At 28.0% G+C, this 21133-nt stretch carries 20 protein-coding genes and 2 tRNA genes; 9 read left to right on the forward strand and 13 right to left on the reverse strand.

The genetic code is table 11. The annotated features are described in order from the left end of the window. Positions 1–2: 2 nt before the first annotated feature. Positions 3–1295, reverse strand: a complete 1293-nt coding sequence (locus Bmayo_RS02655; RefSeq protein ID WP_075552198.1) for a hypothetical protein — start codon at positions 1293–1295, stop codon at positions 3–5. Positions 1296–1487: 192 nt separating this feature from the next. Here Bmayo_RS02655 and Bmayo_RS02660 point away from each other — a divergent pair, with 192 nt between their 5' ends. The 4 genes from Bmayo_RS02660 to Bmayo_RS02675 are packed head-to-tail and all read left to right on the forward strand — an operon-like array spanning position 1488 to position 6608. Then, a complete protein-coding gene (locus Bmayo_RS02660; protein ID WP_075552498.1) occupies positions 1488–2249 on the forward strand; it encodes an MBL fold metallo-hydrolase in 762 nt (253 codons plus the stop codon). Between the two features lie 20 nt (positions 2250–2269). After that, positions 2270–3037: an exodeoxyribonuclease III gene (xth, locus tag Bmayo_RS02665; RefSeq protein ID WP_075552199.1), complete on the forward strand. Its 768-nt coding sequence runs from the start codon at positions 2270–2272 to the stop codon at positions 3035–3037. A 15-nt stretch (positions 3038–3052) separates the two neighbouring features. Then, on the forward strand, positions 3053–3826 hold the full coding sequence (locus Bmayo_RS02670) for a hypothetical protein (RefSeq protein ID WP_075552200.1): 774 nt from the start codon (positions 3053–3055) through the stop codon (positions 3824–3826). Beyond that, positions 3807–6608, forward strand: a complete 2802-nt coding sequence (locus tag Bmayo_RS02675) for a M16 family metallopeptidase (protein WP_075552201.1) — start codon at positions 3807–3809, stop codon at positions 6606–6608. Before Bmayo_RS02670 ends, Bmayo_RS02675 begins: the two co-directional genes overlap by 20 nt. A gap of 156 nt (positions 6609–6764) precedes the next feature. Here Bmayo_RS02675 and Bmayo_RS02680 read toward each other — a convergent pair. The 6 genes from Bmayo_RS02680 to fusA form a co-directional block, all read right to left on the reverse strand. Then, positions 6765–6837 (reverse strand) — tRNA-Lys (locus Bmayo_RS02680). 108 nt (positions 6838–6945) lie between these two features. Next, positions 6946–7018 (reverse strand) — tRNA-Lys (locus Bmayo_RS02685). Between the two features lie 48 nt (positions 7019–7066). Next, entirely contained in the window at positions 7067–7711 is a 645-nt protein-coding gene (locus Bmayo_RS02690) for a tetratricopeptide repeat protein (protein ID WP_075552202.1), read from the reverse strand. Beyond that, on the reverse strand, positions 7708–8106 hold the full coding sequence (locus Bmayo_RS02695; protein ID WP_145924588.1) for a bactofilin family protein: 399 nt from the start codon (positions 8104–8106) through the stop codon (positions 7708–7710). The genes Bmayo_RS02690 and Bmayo_RS02695 overlap by 4 nt, the downstream gene beginning before the upstream one ends. A gap of 34 nt (positions 8107–8140) precedes the next feature. Beyond that, positions 8141–8839 (reverse strand): Bax inhibitor-1/YccA family protein, encoded by a 699-nt coding sequence (locus Bmayo_RS02700; RefSeq protein WP_075552204.1) that lies wholly within the window; start codon positions 8837–8839, stop codon positions 8141–8143. A gap of 23 nt (positions 8840–8862) precedes the next feature. After that, positions 8863–10944 carry an elongation factor G gene (fusA, locus tag Bmayo_RS02705; protein WP_075552205.1) on the reverse strand — a complete coding sequence of 694 codons (2082 nt, stop codon included), beginning with the start codon at positions 10942–10944 and terminating at the stop codon, positions 8863–8865. Between the two features lie 312 nt (positions 10945–11256). Between fusA and Bmayo_RS02710 the strand changes: the two genes are divergently transcribed. The 5 genes from Bmayo_RS02710 to Bmayo_RS02730 all read left to right on the forward strand — a co-directional run bounded on the left by Bmayo_RS02710 (position 11257) and on the right by Bmayo_RS02730 (position 15782). After that, positions 11257–11484, forward strand: a complete 228-nt coding sequence (locus Bmayo_RS02710; RefSeq protein ID WP_014023757.1) for a KTSC domain-containing protein — start codon at positions 11257–11259, stop codon at positions 11482–11484. Between the two features lie 231 nt (positions 11485–11715). Then, entirely contained in the window at positions 11716–12243 is a 528-nt protein-coding gene (locus tag Bmayo_RS02715; protein WP_075552206.1) for a tetratricopeptide repeat protein, read from the forward strand. A 105-nt stretch (positions 12244–12348) separates the two neighbouring features. Continuing rightward, positions 12349–12999, forward strand: coding sequence for a hypothetical protein (locus Bmayo_RS02720; RefSeq protein ID WP_075552207.1), 651 nt, complete (start codon positions 12349–12351; stop codon positions 12997–12999). A gap of 191 nt (positions 13000–13190) precedes the next feature. Then, complete coding sequence (gene prs, locus Bmayo_RS02725) at positions 13191–14414, forward strand: ribose-phosphate diphosphokinase (protein WP_075552208.1); 1224 nt, start codon at positions 13191–13193, stop codon at positions 14412–14414. A gap of 3 nt (positions 14415–14417) precedes the next feature. Next, a complete protein-coding gene (locus Bmayo_RS02730) occupies positions 14418–15782 on the forward strand; it encodes an FGGY-family carbohydrate kinase (RefSeq protein WP_075552209.1) in 1365 nt (454 codons plus the stop codon). Here Bmayo_RS02730 and Bmayo_RS02735 read toward each other — a convergent pair. From Bmayo_RS02735 to Bmayo_RS02760, 6 genes are read right to left on the reverse strand one after another with little or no spacing between them, the layout of a single operon-like run. Further along, positions 15765–16628: an SPOR domain-containing protein gene (locus tag Bmayo_RS02735; RefSeq protein ID WP_075552210.1), complete on the reverse strand. Its 864-nt coding sequence runs from the start codon at positions 16626–16628 to the stop codon at positions 15765–15767. The genes Bmayo_RS02730 and Bmayo_RS02735 overlap by 18 nt on opposite strands. Beyond that, the gene (gene coaE, locus Bmayo_RS02740; protein ID WP_075552211.1) at positions 16612–17229 is read right to left on the reverse strand and encodes a dephospho-CoA kinase; all 618 of its coding nucleotides are present in this window, start codon (positions 17227–17229) and stop codon (positions 16612–16614) included. Before coaE ends, Bmayo_RS02735 begins: the two co-directional genes overlap by 17 nt. Then, positions 17211–19937: a DNA polymerase I gene (gene polA / locus Bmayo_RS02745; protein ID WP_075552212.1), complete on the reverse strand. Its 2727-nt coding sequence runs from the start codon at positions 19935–19937 to the stop codon at positions 17211–17213. The genes coaE and polA overlap by 19 nt, the downstream gene beginning before the upstream one ends. Further along, positions 19934–20332, reverse strand: a complete 399-nt coding sequence (locus tag Bmayo_RS02750) for a hypothetical protein (RefSeq protein WP_075552213.1) — start codon at positions 20330–20332, stop codon at positions 19934–19936. Before Bmayo_RS02750 ends, polA begins: the two co-directional genes overlap by 4 nt. Next, a complete protein-coding gene (fliS, locus tag Bmayo_RS02755) occupies positions 20322–20741 on the reverse strand; it encodes a flagellar export chaperone FliS (protein ID WP_075552214.1) in 420 nt (139 codons plus the stop codon). Before fliS ends, Bmayo_RS02750 begins: the two co-directional genes overlap by 11 nt. A gap of 8 nt (positions 20742–20749) precedes the next feature. After that, on the reverse strand, positions 20750–21130 hold the full coding sequence (locus Bmayo_RS02760) for a response regulator (RefSeq protein WP_075552215.1): 381 nt from the start codon (positions 21128–21130) through the stop codon (positions 20750–20752). Between the last annotated feature and the right edge of the window lie 3 nt (positions 21131–21133).

Consider the following 21133-nt stretch of genomic DNA (forward strand, 5'->3'; position numbering starts at 1 on the left):
TATTATTTTTCCTCTTCAATAAATTTATTAATTTCATTAACTATAGAATTAAATCTTAATAACATTGATTTTTTGTTTTTTAAAAAATCAAAACTTTTTAAATAGTTTCTGCTAAAAATAAGATCAGAAATTTCTGCAATATTACTTATGTCTGTTAGCTTTATAGAGTGTATATTAGTAGCTTTTGTGGGGAGGTCCTTTTTATTTTCTTTTAGAATTAGTTGTAAGTTTTTTAAATTTCTTATTGTTTGTGGTTTTCCCCCTATATTGATATATTTTGTTATGTTTGTGTTTTTTGCAAGGATAAAATTAGCAATATTTGCTTGATTTCCTAGTGTAATTAACGTTAGTTCATTAAGGTTCATTTTTGAATTTAAAAATTTTAAATTTTGGCTTGATTTTACTAGTTCAATAATGCTTTGGATATCATTTTCAGTAGATGCAATATCGGCTTTTTCATTAAGGATATTGGCAGGTTCAATTAAATAACTAATGCTTTTATTGATTACATAGCTAAATATACTTTTATGGCTATTTTTAATAAAATCGTAGCTTTTCATATGTTTATATTTTGGTGAATATAAATAAACAATTTTTCCTTTCTTAACAAGCCCGCTAACTAGGGATTTAAACATTGAATCGTGAGAATAATAAGGAAGTATAAGTAAAACAGAATCATATAATTTTTGGTTATTGCTAATAAAGGCTTGTTTATATATGTTATTCTGTTTTGGTAAATAATTCATTTCGTTTATAAAAAAAGGATTAAATTCGTACAAAAGAAAGGGATTTTGTTTTTTTAGGCCCAATGTTGAGCTTACAGGATACCAAATCGATAAGTTTAAATCATTTTTATGATCTTTAATCCTTATGAATCCAATTTGATAGCTATTATTTTCATCTTTGGGATAATTTACAAAAAGTGCTAAGTATGAAAAAATGGTTGCAATAATAACGGTTAAAATGGCAGGTATTACAAGTATTGTTTTTAGTAAAATTGAAATAAATATTCCTTTTGATTGTTTTATAGATCTGTTATTATTTCTTCTTCTACTATTTATTATTGTTTTTACGTTTTTAAAGAAGATGATTACCATAAAGATTAAGAATATACTACCAATATATAACATTAACGGTCTGATTTCTGTGAAGTATAAAGTTATTACAAAAAACGTGCCTGGGAATATTATGAAGTAGTCTTCATAGGTAAATTCTTTTTTAAAATTAAATAAATTTACTATTAAAAATATGCTAAAACTGGTTAAGAAAACGAGTTCATAAATTTGCGTATCCATAAAAATAATTTTTCCTTAAATAATTATAAGCATAAAAGCAACTTTTCCAAAATAGTTTACAAAATTGCTTATTAAATAGTATTAATCTAATTTTAAATTTAAGAGAGAGTGTTTACTTGAAGGAGTTTATTTTTGTTTAATATAAAATGTTGTGTTAAAATAGATTATGTTTACAGGCAAAAGGTAGTAAATATGGTCGGAACCTTTTTAGGAACTGGTGCTTCAAGTGGTGTTCCTATGTTAAATTGTAGCTGTAGAGTCTGTACTTCAAGTTTTAGCAAAAATAAAAGATTGAGAAGTTCTTTTTTCCTTAAGTTATCTTCTGGTATTAAATTGTTGATTGATACAGGGCCTGATATTAGACAACAACTTTTAAGAGAGAATATAGATAGGTTTGATTTAGTGCTTTACACACATGAACATTATGATCATATTATGGGTTTTGATGATATAAAGTTTTATACACGAGCTACTCCTTTAAATATTTATGCTAGAGATACTACTATGGTTCACATAATGAATGCTTTTCCACACAATTTTTCATCCAAACCTTCTTTAAGTGGAAAAGCAGACATTATTCCTAATGTGGTTAAAGATTTTGAGCCTATTTTTTTTAAAGGTCTAAAGATAGTACCAATTCCTTTAATTCATGGAGAGATAGTTAGCTTAGGCTATAGGGTGGGCAATTTAGCGTATCTTACTGATGTTAAATCTATTCCTGAAGCGTCCTATGATTATTTAGAAAATTTAGATCTACTTATAATAGATGCTATGAGGATTAAGCCCCATCCGACCCATCTAAATTTTTCAGAAGCTATTCGTGAGATTAAAAAAATCAATCCCAAGGTTTCTTACTTTACGCATATTGCACACGATATAATGCATGAAGAATTTGATTATTTGGAAAAAGACAATATCTATTTAGCTTATGATGGATTGAAGATTTATATTTGATTTAAATTTAAAGAGGATTTATGAAATTAATTTCATGGAATGTAAATGGAATTAGAGCTGTTTTAAAGAAAGGTTTTCTTGAGTTTATAAAAGAATATACTCCAGATATTTTGTGTGTTCAAGAAACTAAAGCTTTAAGAGAACAGTTGCCAAAGGATTTAATTCTTGAAAATTATTATTCTTATTTTTCAAAGTCAAAGATTAAAGGCTATAGTGGCGTTTGTATTTACTCTAAAGTTAAGCCTATTGCTGTAAATTTACTTGGAAAAGAAATTTTTGACAATGAAGGTAGAGGTCTTGTAGCATACTATGATGATTTTGTGTTAATTAATGGTTATTTTCCTAATTCTCAAGCTTTAAGAAAAAGACTTGTTTATAAACTTGATTTTTTATCTTATGTTGAGAATCTTATAGATTCTCTTGTGGGTGGTGGAAAAAATGTAGTAATTTGTGGTGATTTTAATATTGCTCATACTGAGATTGACCTTGTAAGTCCTGATTCTAATAGAGACTCTCCCGGATATTATATTGAAGAAACGACTTGGCTAGATAGCTTTTTAAACAAAGGATATGTGGATACATTTAGGATATTCAACAAGGAGCCTGGTTGTTATACTTGGTGGAGCTATAGAGCAAGAGCTAGGGAGAGGAATATGGGTTGGAGAATTGATTATTTTATTGTTAATGAATTTTTTAAGAGAAATGTTAAAAAATCTCTAATTTTAGACAAAGTAATGGGAAGTGATCATTGTCCTGTTTTTTTAGAGTTAGCCTATGTAGTTAGCTAAAGGGAGGAAGCTAGATTGAAAAAAAACATTGCAATTTTTTATTTAATATTTAGTGTTAATTTTAGTTTTGGCATTGATTTGAATGATTTTGATTTTTACCGTAGTCTTGAAAGGGAAGAATTGATATTTCTTATTAATTTGCTAAAGAGAGAGCAACTTGTTTTGGAAAATAGTTGTGCTTTAGAGTATATTGAATTAGCTTATAAGGTGTTAAAAGAAAAAAATATAAATTTATTAATAAAAAATGACAAAGAATTAGCAGTAGATAGTAATACTAAGCATTTAAGACAATCTAAGGCATATAACAATGCTAGGCTTATCTTTAAAGCCACAAAGGATTTAAATGCTTTGGTTCATATTAGTAGGGATGGGCTTTTAAAGACTTTAGATGGTAGAAGCGTAGGTGTTAAGGAAAATAAATTTATTATTTTAGATTCTTTTTTGAATAACGATTTTTATGGTGATGTTCCAAGTGAATATACTACTATTGAAATTTATAATAAAAGTATTTTAATGCCTAATTTAAATAAATTTCTTCTAGATAAGCGTTCAAATCCTTTTATTTATCTTGAAGATTTTAATAAAAACGTTTACTTAAATGATATTCCAAAATTAAGCAAAGAAGAGTTATTGTTTTTATTTTATGAACTATTTCCAGTTTCTAAGTTAAAGAGCTTAAAAGATTGGAATGATTTTGGATTTTCATCTATTTTAAAATCATTGAATAAAATTTATTCTGAAAAAATAAATTCAATAAGAGGGAGTGCAAATGAATTATCAAAGAATTAAAAATTATTTTAAATTTACAAGTGTTTTTCTATTTTTTTTGTTTTCCTGTGTTTCTAATGAGTTGAAGTTAGATCAAAGTTTGGTAAAGGGGAAGCTTGTTAATGGGCTAAAATATTATATTTATAAAAATCAAACTCCAAAGAATGCCGTTAATATGGGGATTGTCTTTAATGTAGGCTCTCTTAATGAAGAAGATAATGAGAGGGGAATAGCGCATTATCTTGAACATATGGCTTTCAATGGTACAAAAGATTATCCAAGAAATTCTATTGTTGATGTCCTTAAAAAATTTGGAATGCAATTTGGTGCTGACATTAATGCTGCTACTAGTTTCGATTTCACTTATTATAGGCTTGATTTGTCAGACGGTAATAATAAAGATGAAATTGATGAATCTATAAATATTTTGAGGAACTGGGCTTCTCAAATAAGTTTTATGAAAGAAGAAATAGATTTGGAGCGAAATATTATTATTGAAGAAAAAAAGCTTGGCGAGACTTATCCTAGAAGGATTTATGAAAAAATGTATAAGTTTTTGACAAGTGGAAGTCTTTATGAATTTAGAAATCCTATTGGGCTTGAAGAACAGATTTTGTCTTTTCAACCAGAGGATTTTAAAAAATTTTATCGAAAGTGGTATAGGCCAGAACTTGCAAGCGTTATTGTGGTAGGAGATATTGATCCTAAAGAAATTGAAGAGAAAATAAAAAAACAATTTATTTCCTGGAAAAGTCCGGTCGATAAAATTAAAAAGGTAGAAGTAAGTTTAGATGTGGAGCTTAAAGATAAGTTTTTACTTTTAGAAGATTTGGAAGTAGGGGATCCTAGTTTAATGTTCTTTAAAAAGGAAATTATTAACTTTGTAAAGACTAAGGATGACCTTTCAAATGCTATTAAAAGGTCTTTGTTGGTCACTCTTTTTGAAAATAGATTTTCTGAATTAAAGATTGCTGGGGTAAAGCATTTTAAAAATGTTTCAAATAAAGATTTTTTTTCATTTAAATCAGATAACAATACTATTGTTGCAAGATCTATTTCTTTAAGCTTTGATCCAGATTATTTAAATGAAGGAATAGAAGACTTTTTTTATGAGCTTGAGAGAATAAGAAAATTTGGATTTACCCAGGGTGAGTTTGAAAAAGTTAAATCTCAATTTTTCAAATCTTTAGAATTAAGGAAAAAAAATATAAATAAAACAAATTCATGGGCTATTTTTCAAGATTTGATAGAAATTGCTATTGATGGTTCTAATAAATTTGATATGAATGAATATTGCGATCTTTCTGTTCAATATTTGGAAAAAATTGATTTAAAGACAATAAACAATCTTGTAGAAAGAGAGTTTGATGTTAAAAATTGTGCAATTTTTTATTCTTACCGTGGAGGATCACATCCTGTTTTAGCTTTTAAAGATATTGACAATCTTCAAAAGACAGCTTTAAAAAGAGAGTTAAAGTCTTATGAGAATTCTTCAATTGAAGGTAAATTTTTTAATAAGTCTTTAGATGATAAAGATATTATTAGAGAAAATAAGTTTGAAAATGAAATTTCATCATTTGTTCTTGAAAATGGAGTTGAAGTTTATTTTAAATATAATGATCAAAAAAAGGGAGTAATTGATTTTAGTGCAGCTTCTTGGGGAGGTTTAATTAATGAGGATTTAAGGCTTATTCCTGTTTTGTCTTTTGCGCCTGGAGTAGTATCTGGTTCAGGTTACGGAGATTATTCTGCATTACAGATTGAAAAATATTTATCAGATAAGGCTATTTCTTTAAGTGTTAGTGTTGGAGCTCAAGAATCATATATTTCTGGAAGTTCAGATAAAAAAGATCTTGAAACTCTTTTTCAGCTTATATATTTTACTTTTAAGGAGCCCAAGATAGATGATGTTTTTTTGCAAAATGCTATTAATAATATAAAAGCATTAATAAAAAGCAATGAAAATAGTTCTAATTATCATTTTAAAAAAGCTATTAGTAAATTTTTAAACAATAATGATCCTAGGTTTGAAGATGCAAAAGATAGTGATTTACAATATTTTACAAAAGAAAATATTTTGTCTTTTTATAAGAAAAGGTTTACTTATGCAAATAATTTTAAGTTTGTCTTTGCTGGAGACTCAGATATTCAGACAATAAAGGCGTATTCAAAGAAATATTTAGGGAATCTTAGCTTTAAAGAAATAAGCGAGTATAAAGATTTAGATTATTCTTACAGTAAAAATTTTAATAAAATAGTTGTAAGGAAGGGAAAAAATTCAACTAGCTTTGCTTATGTAGTTTATCCTTTTAAATTTGAGTATTTAGCAGAGACCTCATTAAATTTAAATGCTTTAGCAGATCTTTTAACGGATGGTCTTATAAAAAATATTAGAGAAAAAATGTCTAGTGTTTATGCAATTCAAGCCTCTTTTGACTCTAATTTAAGGAAAAATGTAGATTCCGATGGTATTTTGTCTATTTTTTTTACTACTGAGCCTAAGGAGCTAGATAATGTTTTAAATTCTATTAATCGCTATATGATCGAAAGGCAAAAAATAGATTTTAATGATAAAGATTTTTCTTATGTTAAGAAAAATTATATCAAAAATACAAAAATAAATTCAGAGAAGAATAGTTATTGGATTTCAAATATATTGGCGTCATTATCCTGGTATGGGGTATTTAAAAATAATTTTGGTGTTAAGTTTGTAGAGACAAGCTTAAACAAAGATTTAATAAATGAGTTTTTTAAGAAAATTAATCTTGACGAAAGAGCAGAGATATTATTAATACCTGAATAGCTTATTTTACTTGAAAAACATTCTTGTTTTTTGGGTTTGATAGAAAGCAAGAATGTTAAGCCGATTTTTATTAGCAAGACATCCTCTAGGGGAATCGAACCCCTCTTGCCAGGATGAAAACCTGGAGTCCTAACCGATAGACGAAGAGGACAAAAGTGAGCTCAGTAGGACTCGAACCTACGACAAACGCCTTAAAAGGGCGCTGCTCTACCACCTGAGCTATGAGCCCAAAAGTCACTTTATGACCATTAAAAGTAATAATATATTTATTTTCCAATAATGTCAAGTTAAATTGGCATAAAGTTGATAATTTATACCAAAAATGTATTTAACAATTTGAGCTGCACAGGACTTGAACCTGTAACCAGCGGATTAAGAGTCCGATGCTCTACCACTTGAGCTAGCAGCCCAGTTTATTAATTTGCTAACAATAAGAATAAATTTTTATAAATTGAATGTCAAGGTTTGCTGTTGCTTTTTTTTAATTCTTCTAGTAAATTTTTTGCTTCTAGATTATTAGGAGAGATTGTAAGAAGTTTGATTAGTGCTTCTTCTGCTAAGATTTTATTTTTTGCATTTATTCTTGATCTTGCTAATTTTATTAATAGATTTTGGTTATTAGGAGAAAATCGTAATGCATGTTCGTATGCAAAATCTGCTTCATTATATCTTTTTAGCTCATAGAAAGAATCTGCGATCAAATTGTAAACTTTTATTATTCTTGCTCCTTTAGAATCAAGGCTAATGTATTCTTGAAAGTATTTTAATGCATTTTCATAATTTTTTTGAAAAAAATAAGCTTCTCCTAGTGCTTGAATAATTCTTATGTCATATTTTTTAATACCAAGTCCTATAATTGCTTCTTTTTCAGCTTTCTTGTATTCTCCTATGGCTATTAAGCTCCATATCAATATTGCCCTGGCATCTAAGTTGCTAGGATTTAGCCGAATTTCTTCTGACGTGTTTAAAATAGCTTCTTTAAATTTTCCTTCTTTATATAGAAGAAGAGAGTCTTCTTTTTCTATAGCCTGTGATTGTCCGAATAATAAGATTGAATTGGATAGTAGAATTAAAGTTATTTGTAATAGATAAAAAAATTTCATTCTTCTAAATCCTTCATTTCGCAATTCCCTTTAAATATTGCTCCAGAGTCAATAAAAAGTTCTTTGGTTTTAATATTCCCTATTAATTTACCTGTTTTATAGATTTTAATTGTTTTTAAAGCTTCAATATTTCCTTTTATTTTGCCATGATTTAGCAAATGTTGGCATTTTATTTCAGCTTCAACATCAGCTTTTTCCCTTAGATAGATTGAGTTTGATGAGTTTATTAAGCCTTTTAGCTTTCCTTCTATTATTATTGGCTTATTGCTTTCAATATATCCTTCAAATTCAAAATTTTTTTTTATTACATTTTGAGTATTGCTTTCTTCGAATTCTAAGCTATCTATGCTCATTGAAACCTCTAAAAATGAATGCTTTAATTTTAAAGCATTCATTTTTGATTGAATTTTTTATGAATTTTTTATTATTTTAGTCGTTTCTTCTTTGGCCCAAAAATCTTAAAAGATATAAGAATAAATTTATAAAATCCAAATAAAGTTTAAGTGAGGCTACAACTGCCATTCTGTTTTTTATTTCAGTGTTGTCTTGTAGCATTTTATCCATTTTAGAAATATTTTGAACGTCATAAGCTGTTAGGCCTGTAAATATGATTACGCCTAAAATAGATATAAGGAAATTAAGACCTGAGCTTCTAAAAAACATATTAACAAGAGATGCAATAATGATTCCCCATAGGCCCATTATCAGATAGCTTCCCATTTTTGTTAGATCTGTTGTTGTAGTGTATCCATAAACAGACATTCCAAGAAATGTTCCAGCAGTAATTCCGAATGTGAATACTATTGATCCTTGTGTATAAATCATAAATATAGAAGATAATGTTACTCCTGTTAGTGCTGAGTAGAGCAAGAAAAGAGCTATTGCAGTATTGCTTGATATTTTATTAAGAGCACCACTTATTGCATATACAAGCCCAAATTGTATAAGTATTATAGCCATAAATGACATTGAATTTGAGAATATTATTGCTTTGATTGTTTGATTTTCTGAGGTTGCATATGCAAACATTGCTGATATTAAAAGTCCAATTGACATAAGCCCGAAAACTTTGGCTAAAAACTTGTTTTTTATTAGTATTTCTTGTTTTTCTTGTGTTAAATCGATCATAATAAAGCCTCCTTATTATTTTATTAAGATTTGTTTTGATCGTTAAATTTTTTGCGAAGTTCATCAAATATAGCGCTTGGAACTTTTCCATACTTTAAAAATTCCATTGAGAATTCTGCTTTTCCTTGGGTAGAGGATCTAAGGACTGTTGAAAATCCAAACATTTCGCTTAAGGGCACCTCAGCCTCAACTTTTGAAAAACTTCCATCTTCTAGCGAACCTGTTATTATTCCTCTTCTTTGGTTTAAAAGTCCAAACATATTACCTTGAAATTCGGTAGGTCCTTCAAGAGTAACTTTCATTATTGGTTCAAGGATTGTAGGCTTTGCTTTTTCATAGGCCTCTCTAAAAGCACCAATTGCTGCTAATTGGAATGCAATATCAGATGAGTCAACAATGTGATATTGGCCATCATTGATTGTGATTTTTATGTCAACTATTGGAAAGCCAATTAACGTTCCCCTTTCCATTGCTTTTTGGAAGCCTTTGTCACATGATGGAATGTATTCGGTTGGGATTACTCCTCCTTTTATTAGATTAACAAATTCGTATGTCTCTCCTTCTTTATTAAGAGGTTCCATAAACCCTGCAACTCGTCCAAACTGACCGGCTCCTCCAGATTGCTTTTTGTGAGTATAGTTGAATTCAGCTTTTCTTGTAATTGTTTCTCTATAGGCTACTTGCGGCATTCCGGTTTCGACTTCTGCTTTGAACTCTCTTTTCATTCTTTCAATGTAAACTTCTAAGTGTAGTTCTCCCATGCCTTGAATTATTGTTTCGTTTGATTCAATGTCAACATAAGTTTTAAATGTTGGATCTTCTTTTGTAAATCTTCCAAGGGCTTTAGCCATATTGTCAGCAGATTTTTTGTCTTTCGGTTTTACAGAAAGAGAAATCACTGGATCTGGAATAAACATTGATGTCATTGAATAGCTAATCGATGGATCACAAAATGTATCTCCTGATGCACATTCTATTCCAAATAAAGCAACAATGTCGCCACTTCCTCCAAATTCAATATCTTCTGTATTATTGGCGTGCATTCTGATAAGTCTTCCCACTTTGAATTTTTTAGAAGTTCTTGAGTTGATAAGTTCTTGTCCTTTTTTTAAAATTCCTTGATAGATTCTGACATAGGTTAATTGTCCGTATTGACCGTCTTCAAGTTTAAATGCAAGAGCAACAGTTGGGAGTTCGTTGTCAATTTTAAGATCGATTTCTTTTTCATTATTATTGAGGTCAAGAGCGGTGTTTTTTATATCATGAGGGGATGGTAAAAATTTGGTTACAGCATCTAAGAGCAATTGCACTCCTTTGTTTTTATAAGCAGATCCCATAAATACAGGGCATAATTTTAAAGCCAATGTTCCTGTTCTAGTCGCATTGTATATTATCTCAATAGGTATATCTTTTCCTTCCATGTGCAATTCCATAAGTTCATCATTAAAGTCGGAAAGAGCATCAAGCATTATTCCCCGTTTGCTTTTTGCTTCTTCTAGGAGATCTAAGGGTATTTCTTTTTCTATTATTTCTGTTCCATCTTTTCCCTCAAAATAGTAGGCTTTCATTAATATAAGGTCTATTACCCCAATATGTTTGTCTTCTAATCCAATTGGGATTTGCATTAAAACGGAGTTTAAGTCAAGCTTTGATCTTAGTTGATCTTTTACATTGTAGGGATTTGCTCCGGTTTTATCGCACTTGTTTACAAATGCAAGTCGCGGCACACTATATCTTTTAAGTTGTCGATCAACAGTTATTGATTGGGATTGAACTCCTGCAACAGAATCAAGAACTAATATTGCTCCGTCAAGCACTCTAAGAGATCTTTCAACTTCAATTGTAAAATCTACGTGTCCGGGTGTATCAATAATATTTATTGGAAAATCTTTCCATTCAACGTGAGTTGCGGCTGATGCTATTGTGATTCCTCTTTCTCTTTCAAGTTCCATTGAGTCCATTGTTGCGCCAACTCCATCTTTGCCTTTTACTTCGTGAATTGCATGAATTTTATTGCAATAAAAAAGAATGCGTTCTGTAAGGGTAGTTTTTCCTGAGTCGATGTGCGCGCTAATACCTATGTTTCGTAATTTGTTGTAGTCCATTAGACTTTGTCCCTCCTGATGATATGTGAGTAGAAGATTAACTATCTTAGTAATTTTACAAAATTTTTTTTTAAAAATCTATCTTATATCGTTTTATATTGCTAAATATTTGGAAGTTTAAACTATTTTATATGATGTTTGTCAGTTGATGTTTGTCAGTTTGCTTGATTAAATTTGTATTAATGTATATTCTTATCTTAGGGAATATATCATTTAGTAGATTTTGATTTTATTGATTAAAATTTTTTATTTAGTGAATTAACTCTTACTTTATTATTATACTCCTAAGATAATTATTTGGAGGAATTTGAGTTGGAAACTTTAACAATATCTAATGAATTGAGCAAAATATCACAGGTAGGGTACGATTCTTCTGTGTCTGAGCTTTCTGTATTTTTTAAGGATGGAAGAGCTTATAAGTATTTTAAGATTGAACCAAGGCATTTTAGTGCAATATCTAAACTTGTTGAGGACAGAAGATCAGTTGGCAAATATTTAACAGAAAATGTATTTAACAAGTATGACCAGGAAAAGCTTTAATTTATTTTTTAGATAGTATTAAAAGCCCTTTTGTTTTTAAAGCAAGAGGGCTTATTTATGTTTATGCTTAGCTTTTAGAGTGATAAATTTTATTTTATAATCATCAATATGGTTTATTTAATTTTAAAATTTAATAGAATTGAAGTTTTATATTTTGATTATTATTGGATTTAGTTTTATTTTGTTGCTTTAAATAACTTAAATAGTATTAAGGATTCAATTAAATTTTTTATGTATAAATTGTTTTTTATTGTTATTTTTGTATTGTCTTGCAGTTCTATTTTTAAGGAATATCAAAACATATCAGGTGAATATTATAAGCTTGCTAAATTAAATGAAGAGCTTGGCAATGATGAGACTTCTGTTTTACTTTATGAAAAATCTATTAAATTTAATATTAATGCTGGTGATGATTCAAGTTACAATTTTATTTTAGCTTGCATTAATTTGAAAAAATATGTAGAGGCTGAGTTGAAGCTTAATTCTATTATAAAAGAAGATCCAGAAAATATTTTGTTAATTAATCTTAAGGGATATTTGCTATTTAAGAAAAATGATTTGGATAATGCTTTGATTTATTATTTGAAAACTTTAGAATTTGCGCCTGCAAATAAAGAGGCTTTATTTAATATTTTTTACATTTATCATTTAAAAAGTGATAAAAAAAATGCAAAAAAATATATCTTAAAATATAAAGAGCTAAATCATCCTATACCAAGCAGTACAGAAGAAATAGTTTCTTCTGTACTTAAGAGCTAATTTTTTAATTTTTTTACTTTTTACTTTATGGTAATTATTATATAATAAGGTATATAATATAAGCCCTGTTTTATTTTTCATAAATTTTTGTAGGAGAGTTTGTATATGATTAGGCTTAAAGTTTTAATTTTGTGTTTGTCTGGGATTGTTGTAACCAATGGTTTTACAGATACTAATTTTGAATTCAATTTTGGTGGTGGGGTTGCTTTTCCTGCTAGTCCCTTTTCAAGCTTTTACAACGAAGCTTTAGAGATTAATGCAAATCTTAAGCAAAATTTGCCTTCAGATTTATCCCCAATAGAAAAAGAAGAGATAGTTCAAAATTTTTCCGATTTAGCTAATATTGCTAAAGCTGGAATAAGATATGGAACTTATGCTCAATTTGGTGCTAAATTTGACGATTTTATTTCTATTGGATTTGAGCTTTTGTTTGACATGAATCTCCTTAAAGCAATAAAGCGTTCAGATGGAACCGCAAATGAAAATTTCTCGTTTATTATGGGAATAACACCAAGATTTTATACAAAATTAGATTTTTTTGTTTTAGCTTTAGCGTTTTTCACGGGTCCTAAGATCAATATAGCGACTTCTTCTGCAGATTCTGTTTTGGCAGAACTGGGAACAATGGGCTGGGATATTGGTGCTAGACTTTCATTTTCTTTTTTAATTCTTGAAGGTTACTATGCTTGGAATATTAAAAGTCCTAAATTTTCTGATTTCAAGTTTGGAATAGGCTTTGAATTTGGGATTGTATAGTTTAGTTAATTTTGTTTTTAGGAATATGCATAATATTTGTTTTTGCTGTTAATAGGATTTTTCTTTTTATTATTAAAGCTAAAATGTTTAATGACCTTGCTTTAAAAATTTTTAGTTATTTTTGTGTGTATAGGTTTTATTAATTATCAAATTAAGATTGTTAAGATTTTAAAAAAAGAACGAGGAGCTGGGTGAATTTACTTAAAAAAAAATCAATAGGAATTATTGCTTGTCCTGGGGGTAGGGTTTTTGCTAGTAAAATAATAGAAGAGCTTGAAAGAATATTTATAAACATTGAAAATGAGATCATAGATAGTATATGTCAAGATTCTAAAGCTTTAAAGGAAGAAATTTTTAAGCTTGAAAAAGTTCTATCTCCTTTTTTGGAAGGTCTTAGTTTATCTACTCTTAAAAGCAACAAAGAGCCTTTAGAAATTCCTGTAAAATTTGTTAAATTTGCCAATGGTGAATTTAAAACTGAAATTTTAAAAACAATTAGGAATAAGGATATTTTTATTGTTCAAGATGTTGCCAATACTTATGAAGTTGAGATAAACAGTAGTGAAAAAATAATTATGACAGTTAATGATCACATAATGAATTTAATGACAACAATAGATGCTTGCATGCAGGCTAAAGCCAATTCTGTCAGTGTTATTATTCCGTCTTATCCTTATTCAAGGCAAGATAAAAAGCATTCAAGAGAATGTTTAACAGCAAGTCTTATTGGAAGATTTTTAGAAGAGTTGGGAATTAGACATATTTTAACCTTGGATATTCATTCAAAGGCTATTGAGAATGTATTTAGAAAAGTTTATTTTGAAAATTTAAATGTTTCTTATGAAATCTTTAATTCTCTTAAGGATTTAATCGATATTAGAGATTCTAATTTAGTTATTGTTTCACCTGATACAGGTGCTGTAAGTAGAAATAAATTTTTTGCATCAAGTCTTAAGAGTCCCCTTGCTTTGCTTTATAAGGAGAGAGATTATTCAAGAGTTTCAAATGATGTTGTTGATTCAAATATTTCTGTAACCAAGCTTTTAGGAGATGTTGAAGGTAAGAATGTTTTTATGAGTGATGATATGTTAGCTACTGGGGGCACTTTGATTAAGGCAATGAAATTGCTTAAAAGCATGGGCGCTAAAAAGATTATATGTGGGATTAGTTTGCCGTTTTTTAATGGAGATGCTATTAAATATTTTGACAAAGCTTATGAAGAGGGGTTTTTTTATAAAATAATTGGAACGAATGCTGTTTGCCATAGTGATGAGTTGATAAATAAGCCTTGGTATCATGAAGCTAATGTTGCGCCTCTTTTTGCGGAGGCAATATTTGCAATTTATAATAAAGTTGGTTTACAAAAAATTCTTGATAGAAAGGATGATATTCAAAAATTGATTACTAAGAGTTAGCTTATGAATGCTCTTAGTATTGATATTGGCACCAGTGTTTTAAAGGCAGCATTAGTTAGTTCTGAAGGTAGAGTTTTAAGCTATATTGATGTTAGTTATTCGGATTATTTTGATGTTGATTTCGAAAATTTTGACTTCAATATATGGCTTTTTTCTTTTAAAAAAGCCATATCCAATTTTCAGTCTAGCAAAATAGATTGCATTTCTGTTAGTGGTATTTCACCATGTTTAATTGCTTTAAATTCAAATTTAATTCCTTTGGAAGTGTTACATTGGAATTCCCTTAAAATCAAGCCTGATTTTAAGGGCAAGTCTGTATTTTTACCCTATGTACTTAGTACTGTTGAAAGAGGAACATATTCTAAGATAAGCTATTTTGTTTCTTGTTTTGAGTATTTTATTTATTTGCTTACAGGAAAGCTTTTTACAAGCTTTCCGAGCATAGAGTATATCCCTTTTATTTGGGATGATGTAGAGATAAAAAAATATGGACTTGACAAGAGCAAATTTCCTCCGTTCATAAAAATGGGAGAAAGTGTTGGTGTTGTAACCTATAAAGCAGGAGCTGAATTTGGGTTAAATAGCGGAATTAGTGTAATTAATGCGGGATCAGATTATTTGAGTGTTTTGGTGGGGAGCGGTGCTTTTCAAGAAGGAATTGTGTCAAATAGAATGGGTACAAGTGAAGGGTTTAATTTTCTTTCAAGTACATATTTACCAGGATTTTCTCTAGAATATCCTTATTTTTTAGAAGGATATTTTATTATTGGCAGAATTGTTCCTTTTGGATATTTGATTCAATTATTAAAAGACAGTTTTTATAAAAAAAGTTTAACTTTTGAGTTACTCTTAAAAAAAATTGTTAAAAGTGCCACTTTAAATAATGTATACTTTTATCCAAGCAAAATTAAACTTTTTAATGATTTATTTATTTTAGATCCTTGTCTTTGCAAAGATTTAAGTAAAGGAATTTTTGGCAGTATTAAAAATCCATTAGAGATTGGTTTAGCAATGCTTGAATTTGTATGTTTTGCTTTTTACAACAGATTGGTAGAGCTAAAAGCCTGTAAAAAAGAAATTTTGAGCATTTTTGTTAGTGGCTCTAATTCTGACAATTTGCTTTTAAATCAAATAAAAGCAAATATTCTTGGCAAAGATTTAAAGATTTTTGATTTTAAGCATTCAGAGATTATTGGGGGAGCAATTCAAGCATTCTATTCTTTAAGAGAATTTGGCAGCTTAAATGATTCTTTTTTAAAGCTTGCAAAGATTAAGCATGTTGTTTCGCCTATTATTGAGGTTCATGAAGAATATTTAGAAAAATATCAAAAATATATTAATAATTATAGTCTATTTGTTAACGGATAATATGTAAGTTTCTTTAAATTCGCTTATTCCTGCTATTTTTTTAAAGTCTGCTTTTGCTTCCGATTTTGTTTTATAAGGGCCAGATCTTACTCTGTAAATATCATTATTATCTATTGTTGCAGAATATATTTTAGCAATGATATTATATTTGAGTAATTTTTGAATATAGTTGTCAGCATTGATTGGGTCTGAGAGTGATACAAATTGTATGTAATATTCTGTATTAGGATCATATATGTTATCAATATTCAAAGTTTTTTGGGCTACGGGTTGAGGCTTTTCAATAGTTTTTGATTTCTGAGAAGTATTAGGTATTTTTTGAGTTGTGGGTTGAGGCTTTTCAATAGTTTTTGATTTCTGAGAAGTATTAGGTATTTTTTGAGTTGTGGGTTGAGGCTTTTCAATAGTTTTTGATTTCTGAGAAGTATTAGGTATTTTTTGAGTTGTGGGTTGAGGCTTTTCAATAGTTTTTGATTTCTGAGAAGTATTAAGTATTTTTTGAGTTGTGGGTTGAGGCTTTTCAATAGTTTTTGATTTCTGAGAAACATTAGATGTTTTGTTTGTAGTTTTTTTTTCTTTATTTAAATCTTGTGTTAAATCTATGATTATTTCATTTTGAGTTTCAGATACCTTTAAAGATTTTTCATTTTGGTCAACGTTTTCTAAGGTTTTTTGATCTTTGTCTTCTTCTAGAACAATATTTTTTTCTGCAATGTCTGAGGCCAAATTTTTGTTTGGAAAGAAAATAATTGTTCCAAGAAATATTATGATACAAACTGTTGCAATCGAGGTTAATGCTACAAAAAATCCTTTATTATTATCATTGTTTTCATTCAAATCTTTCATAGTTAATTACCTCCTGCATTTTTTTTTCAATTTCTTTTTCTAGATGTGCATAATTCTTGTTATTAATTATATTGATTATTCTTAAGTTTATAATATTTTTTTTAAAAAAAATATCTTTTTGGATTTTGAGTATTTTATTGATTATATTCAAGTCAATGCTTGGTATAGAATATAATAATCTATTTTTTATTATAGAATTCTTTGCCTTAAGCACAATTATATAGTTGCAAAGTTTTTCTAAATTTATTTTAAAAAGTAAAGCAGCATTGATTATTATTTTTGTAGATTGGTTTTGAATTAGGATTTTTTTTGTTTTGCTAAGTATGATTGGGTGTGATATGCTTTCAAGCTTTTTTAATTCTTTATTGTCATTAAATACAAGATTTCTTAGAAAGAGTTTATCTATTTCATTTTTAGTATTTAATATTTTTTTACCAAATATTTTAACTATTTCTTCTTTTTTTTCATTTAATACTGAATGTCCAAGCTTGTCTACATTTATTTCGTAAAATCCATATTTATTGCTAATTATTTTTGAAGCAGTATCTTTGCCAGATGCAATTCTTCCTGTTATTCCAATGATTAATGGATTTCTCCCCACGATTTACCCGTTTCAATATTTGCTCTTAAAGGTAGGTTTAATGTGTAAGCAGTTTCCATCATAATTTTTAATATTTTCTTTGCTTCATTTTCTTCTTCAATAGGAGATTCGATGAGCATTTCATCGTGTACTTGCAGTAATATTTTCGATTCCATTTTTTTACTTTTAAATTCATTAAATACTTTGACCATTGCAATTTTCATGATATCAGCGGCACTACCCTGAATTATGCTATTTATTGCTATTCTTTCAGCGGCAGATCTTTCTAGATAATTATTGCTATTAATTTCTTTTATATATCTTCTTCTTTTTAAGATGGTTTCACTATATCCAGCATTTCTTACGAAGTTTATTTGATTTATTATAAACTCTTTGATTTTTGGATAAGATTCAAAATAAGAGTTTATAAATCCTTTTGCTTCTTCTTTTGCGATTCCCAGCTCTTTTGCAAGTCTAAAATCTGACATTCTATAAATTATTCCAAAATTAATAGATTTTGCTATTCTTCTCAAGTTAGGAGTAATTTCTTTTTCCTCTATTTTGAAAAGCTTAGAAGCAGTTTCTGAATGAATGTCTTTATTGTTTTTAAATGCTTTAATAAGGACTTCATCTTGTGATAAATGAGCAAGTATGGCAAGCTCAATTTGAGAATAATCAGCTGAAATAAAAATATTTCCATTTTCTGGTTTAAATGCTTTTCTTATTTTTCGTCCTTTTTCATCTTTTATTGGTATGTTTTGTAAGTTAGGATTTATGCTAGTTATTCTACCAGTTGCTGTTTTTGTTTGTATGAAGCTTGTATGCACTCTGTTTGTTTTATGGTTTATTAATTCTATCAAATTGTCTGTGTAGGTACTCTTCAATTTTGCAATTTGTCTGTATTTTATTAAATTTTCAATTGATTCATGCTGTCCCCTGAGAGATTCAAGCACTTTTATATCAGTTGAATCTTTTTTCATTTTTTCTGGTAATTTTAGATTTAATTTTTCAAATAAAATTTCATGCATTTGTTTTGGAGAATTTAGATTAAAATCAATTCCTATGCTTTTTATTATTTCATTTTCGATTATTTCTAATTCTTTTCCAAGTTCTTTTCCATATTCTTTTAAATATTCTTTATCAAGGTAAATGCCATTTTCTTCCATTTCTATAATTACCTTGTTAAAGGGCATTTCTATTTCGTGCATTAACTTGCCAAGTTTATCTTCTTTTAATTTTTTGGTAAATATATTAAATAATCTAAATGTAATATCAGCATCTTCAGATGAATAACTTGTTGCCATTTTTAAAGATATATTTGCGAAGTTATCATTTTTTTGTATAACATCTTCGTATTTAATATTTTTATGCATTAAATATTTTTCTGCAAGAAAATCAAGCGATACTTTTGAGTTTGTGTCAATAAGGTATGCTGCAATCATTGTATCAAAATAAGGTAGTATAGGACTAAATCCATTATTTTTAAGTATTTTATAGTCAAATTTATAATTTTGACCAATTATTTTTGGATTTGATTCAAAAAGATTGTTAAATTTTTGTATTATATAATTTTTTTCTATGTAAATTTTTCCTTTGGCTTCTATTGGAATGTAGTACCCTTCAAATTCTTTAAATGAAATGGAAATCCCAATTAATTTTGCTGTGTAGGTGTCAAGCGAAGATGTTTCTGTGTCTACTGATATGTATTTAGCCTTTTTAAGGCTTTCTATTAAATTGTCAAGCTCTATTTTTGTTGTTATTGAGCGGTATTGAACATTCTCTGTGTCAATTGTATTTATTTCATCTAATCTGTTAGTAGTAGATTCTTGCTTAAATAGGCTTTTTTGGTCTGCATTTTCTTTTTCTTGTTTTAAGATATCCTTTTTATAAGTTTTTATTAGAGCAATTGCTGAGTGCTTTTCAAACAAGGGTATTATCTCTTCACTAAAATTTTTTAAGGCGAAATTTTCAATTTCTGGAATTTTTAAATTTTCTTCAAGACTTACAAGTTCGTAGCTTAAAAAAGCATTTTCTTTTTCTTTGGTTAAAAGTTCTTGATGTTTTTTATTTATTAGTTTTAAATTTGAATATATCCCTTTTAAGGTTTTAAATTCTCTTAATAAATTTGCTGCTCCTTTTGGTCCAATTCCTTTTATTCCGGGTATATTATCAGATCTGTCTCCAACAATAGCTAAATAATCTTTTATTTGAAAGCTATTTACTCCAAATTTTTTTATTACGTATTCATTATTCATTTCAATAAAGCTGTTGTTTTCAATTTTAAGTATTTTTATGTGCTCTGACATTGTTTGCAGCAAGTCTTTGTCAGGGGAAATAATGTAAGTTAAATAGTTATTATTAGCAGCTTTTTTGGCAAAACTAGCTAAAAGATCGTCAGCTTCGTAGCCTTCGATCTCAAAGATTGGTATTTTTGCCTTTAAAAGACCTTCTTTTATCCATCCGATTTGAGGTATTAAATCATCCGGAGGTGAATCTCTTGTTGCCTTGTAGTTTGGATATTTTTGTTTTCTAAAAGTTGGTACCTCTGAGTCAAAGGTGATAATCAAATGTTCAGGATTTTTTTCTTTTATTATGAAAAATAATGTTTTAAAAAAACCAATAAATGCGTTTACATTTTCTCCTTGTGTGTTTAAAAGTGGATAATTTTTCATTACGTGATAATTTCTAAATATTATGTTTAGTGCGTCAATTAGGTAAATTTCTTTCATATTTTAATATCTAACATTATAGGTGAATTGTTTAATGCAAGGTTTTGATGTTTTTTAATTTTTGGAATTTTTCTTTTTGCATTTGCAATTTGTTGTAAGATTTTATAACAAATTTGATATTTAATATATATTTCTTCTTTTAGTAGATTAATTTCTTTAATCAAGTAATCGAAATTATCTAATTTTTGGTTTTTGGATTTCAACCATGCATTTATTGTTTTATAATAGTTTTTGATTGATTCTAAAATTAAATCTTTTTTAGGATTGGTTATATTTAATATTCTTATTTCTTCTTTTTGCAATTCATCACTTTCTATTGTTAATATTAGCTTTAATTCTTTTAATTCTAACAATAAATTGCTAAAATATTTTTTTAAAATTTCATTAGCTGACAATATTGATTCCTAATTTACCTTGAGTAACATTATTTTCTTTTTTTCTTAACTCTTTCCATGTAAAGTTTAATATTTGCAGTTGTTTTATAACATTGTCAATTTTGTGTATTTCTTTTTTTAAAAGAACATTTTCTAGCTCTTTGTTTAGAAATAAGTATATTGAGAGTAAGTTTGTAGAGATGTTTCCACCTTGTTCAAAATTTAAGGTTGACATTAATTCAGTAATGATTTCTTGTGCATGAAAGATTTTTTCATTAGCTTTAACCGCATTTTGCCAATTACCATCTTTTATAAGCTCTTTTGCAACTTTTAAATCCTGTATTGCTTTCTCATAAAGCATTATCAATATTGAGAGGGGATTTGATGTGTTTACTTGTGTTTGTTTGTATATTTTTTCTTTTGCTACCAAAATTTCCTCTAATCCAAAAGTTTAATTTGTTCTATTATTTGGTCTTTTTTAAAAGGTTTTGTAATGTATCCTCTAGCTCCAAGAGATAAAGCTTTTTGTATTAATTCTTGTTTTCCAATAGCTGTAACCATTAATATATTAACTTTTTTAAGCAATTTTTTATTAATTTCATACATTCTCTCAAGAGCCGTGATTCCATCCATTCCCATCATTGTTATATCGAGTGTTATTAGATCAATATTATTTTGTTTTTCAAATTCTTTAACAGCTTGAATGCCATCTTCGGCTTCTAAAAATTCTTTAAATCCTAATTGACTTAGGATTTTTATTAGGTTTTTTCTCATAAAAAGTGAGTCATCAGCTATTAAAGCTTTTTTGCTTTCTTTCAAACT

The sequence above is a fragment of the Borreliella mayonii genome, from assembly GCF_001945665.1.
In the GTDB taxonomy this organism is placed as follows: Bacteria; Spirochaetota; Spirochaetia; order Borreliales; family Borreliaceae; genus Borreliella; species Borreliella mayonii.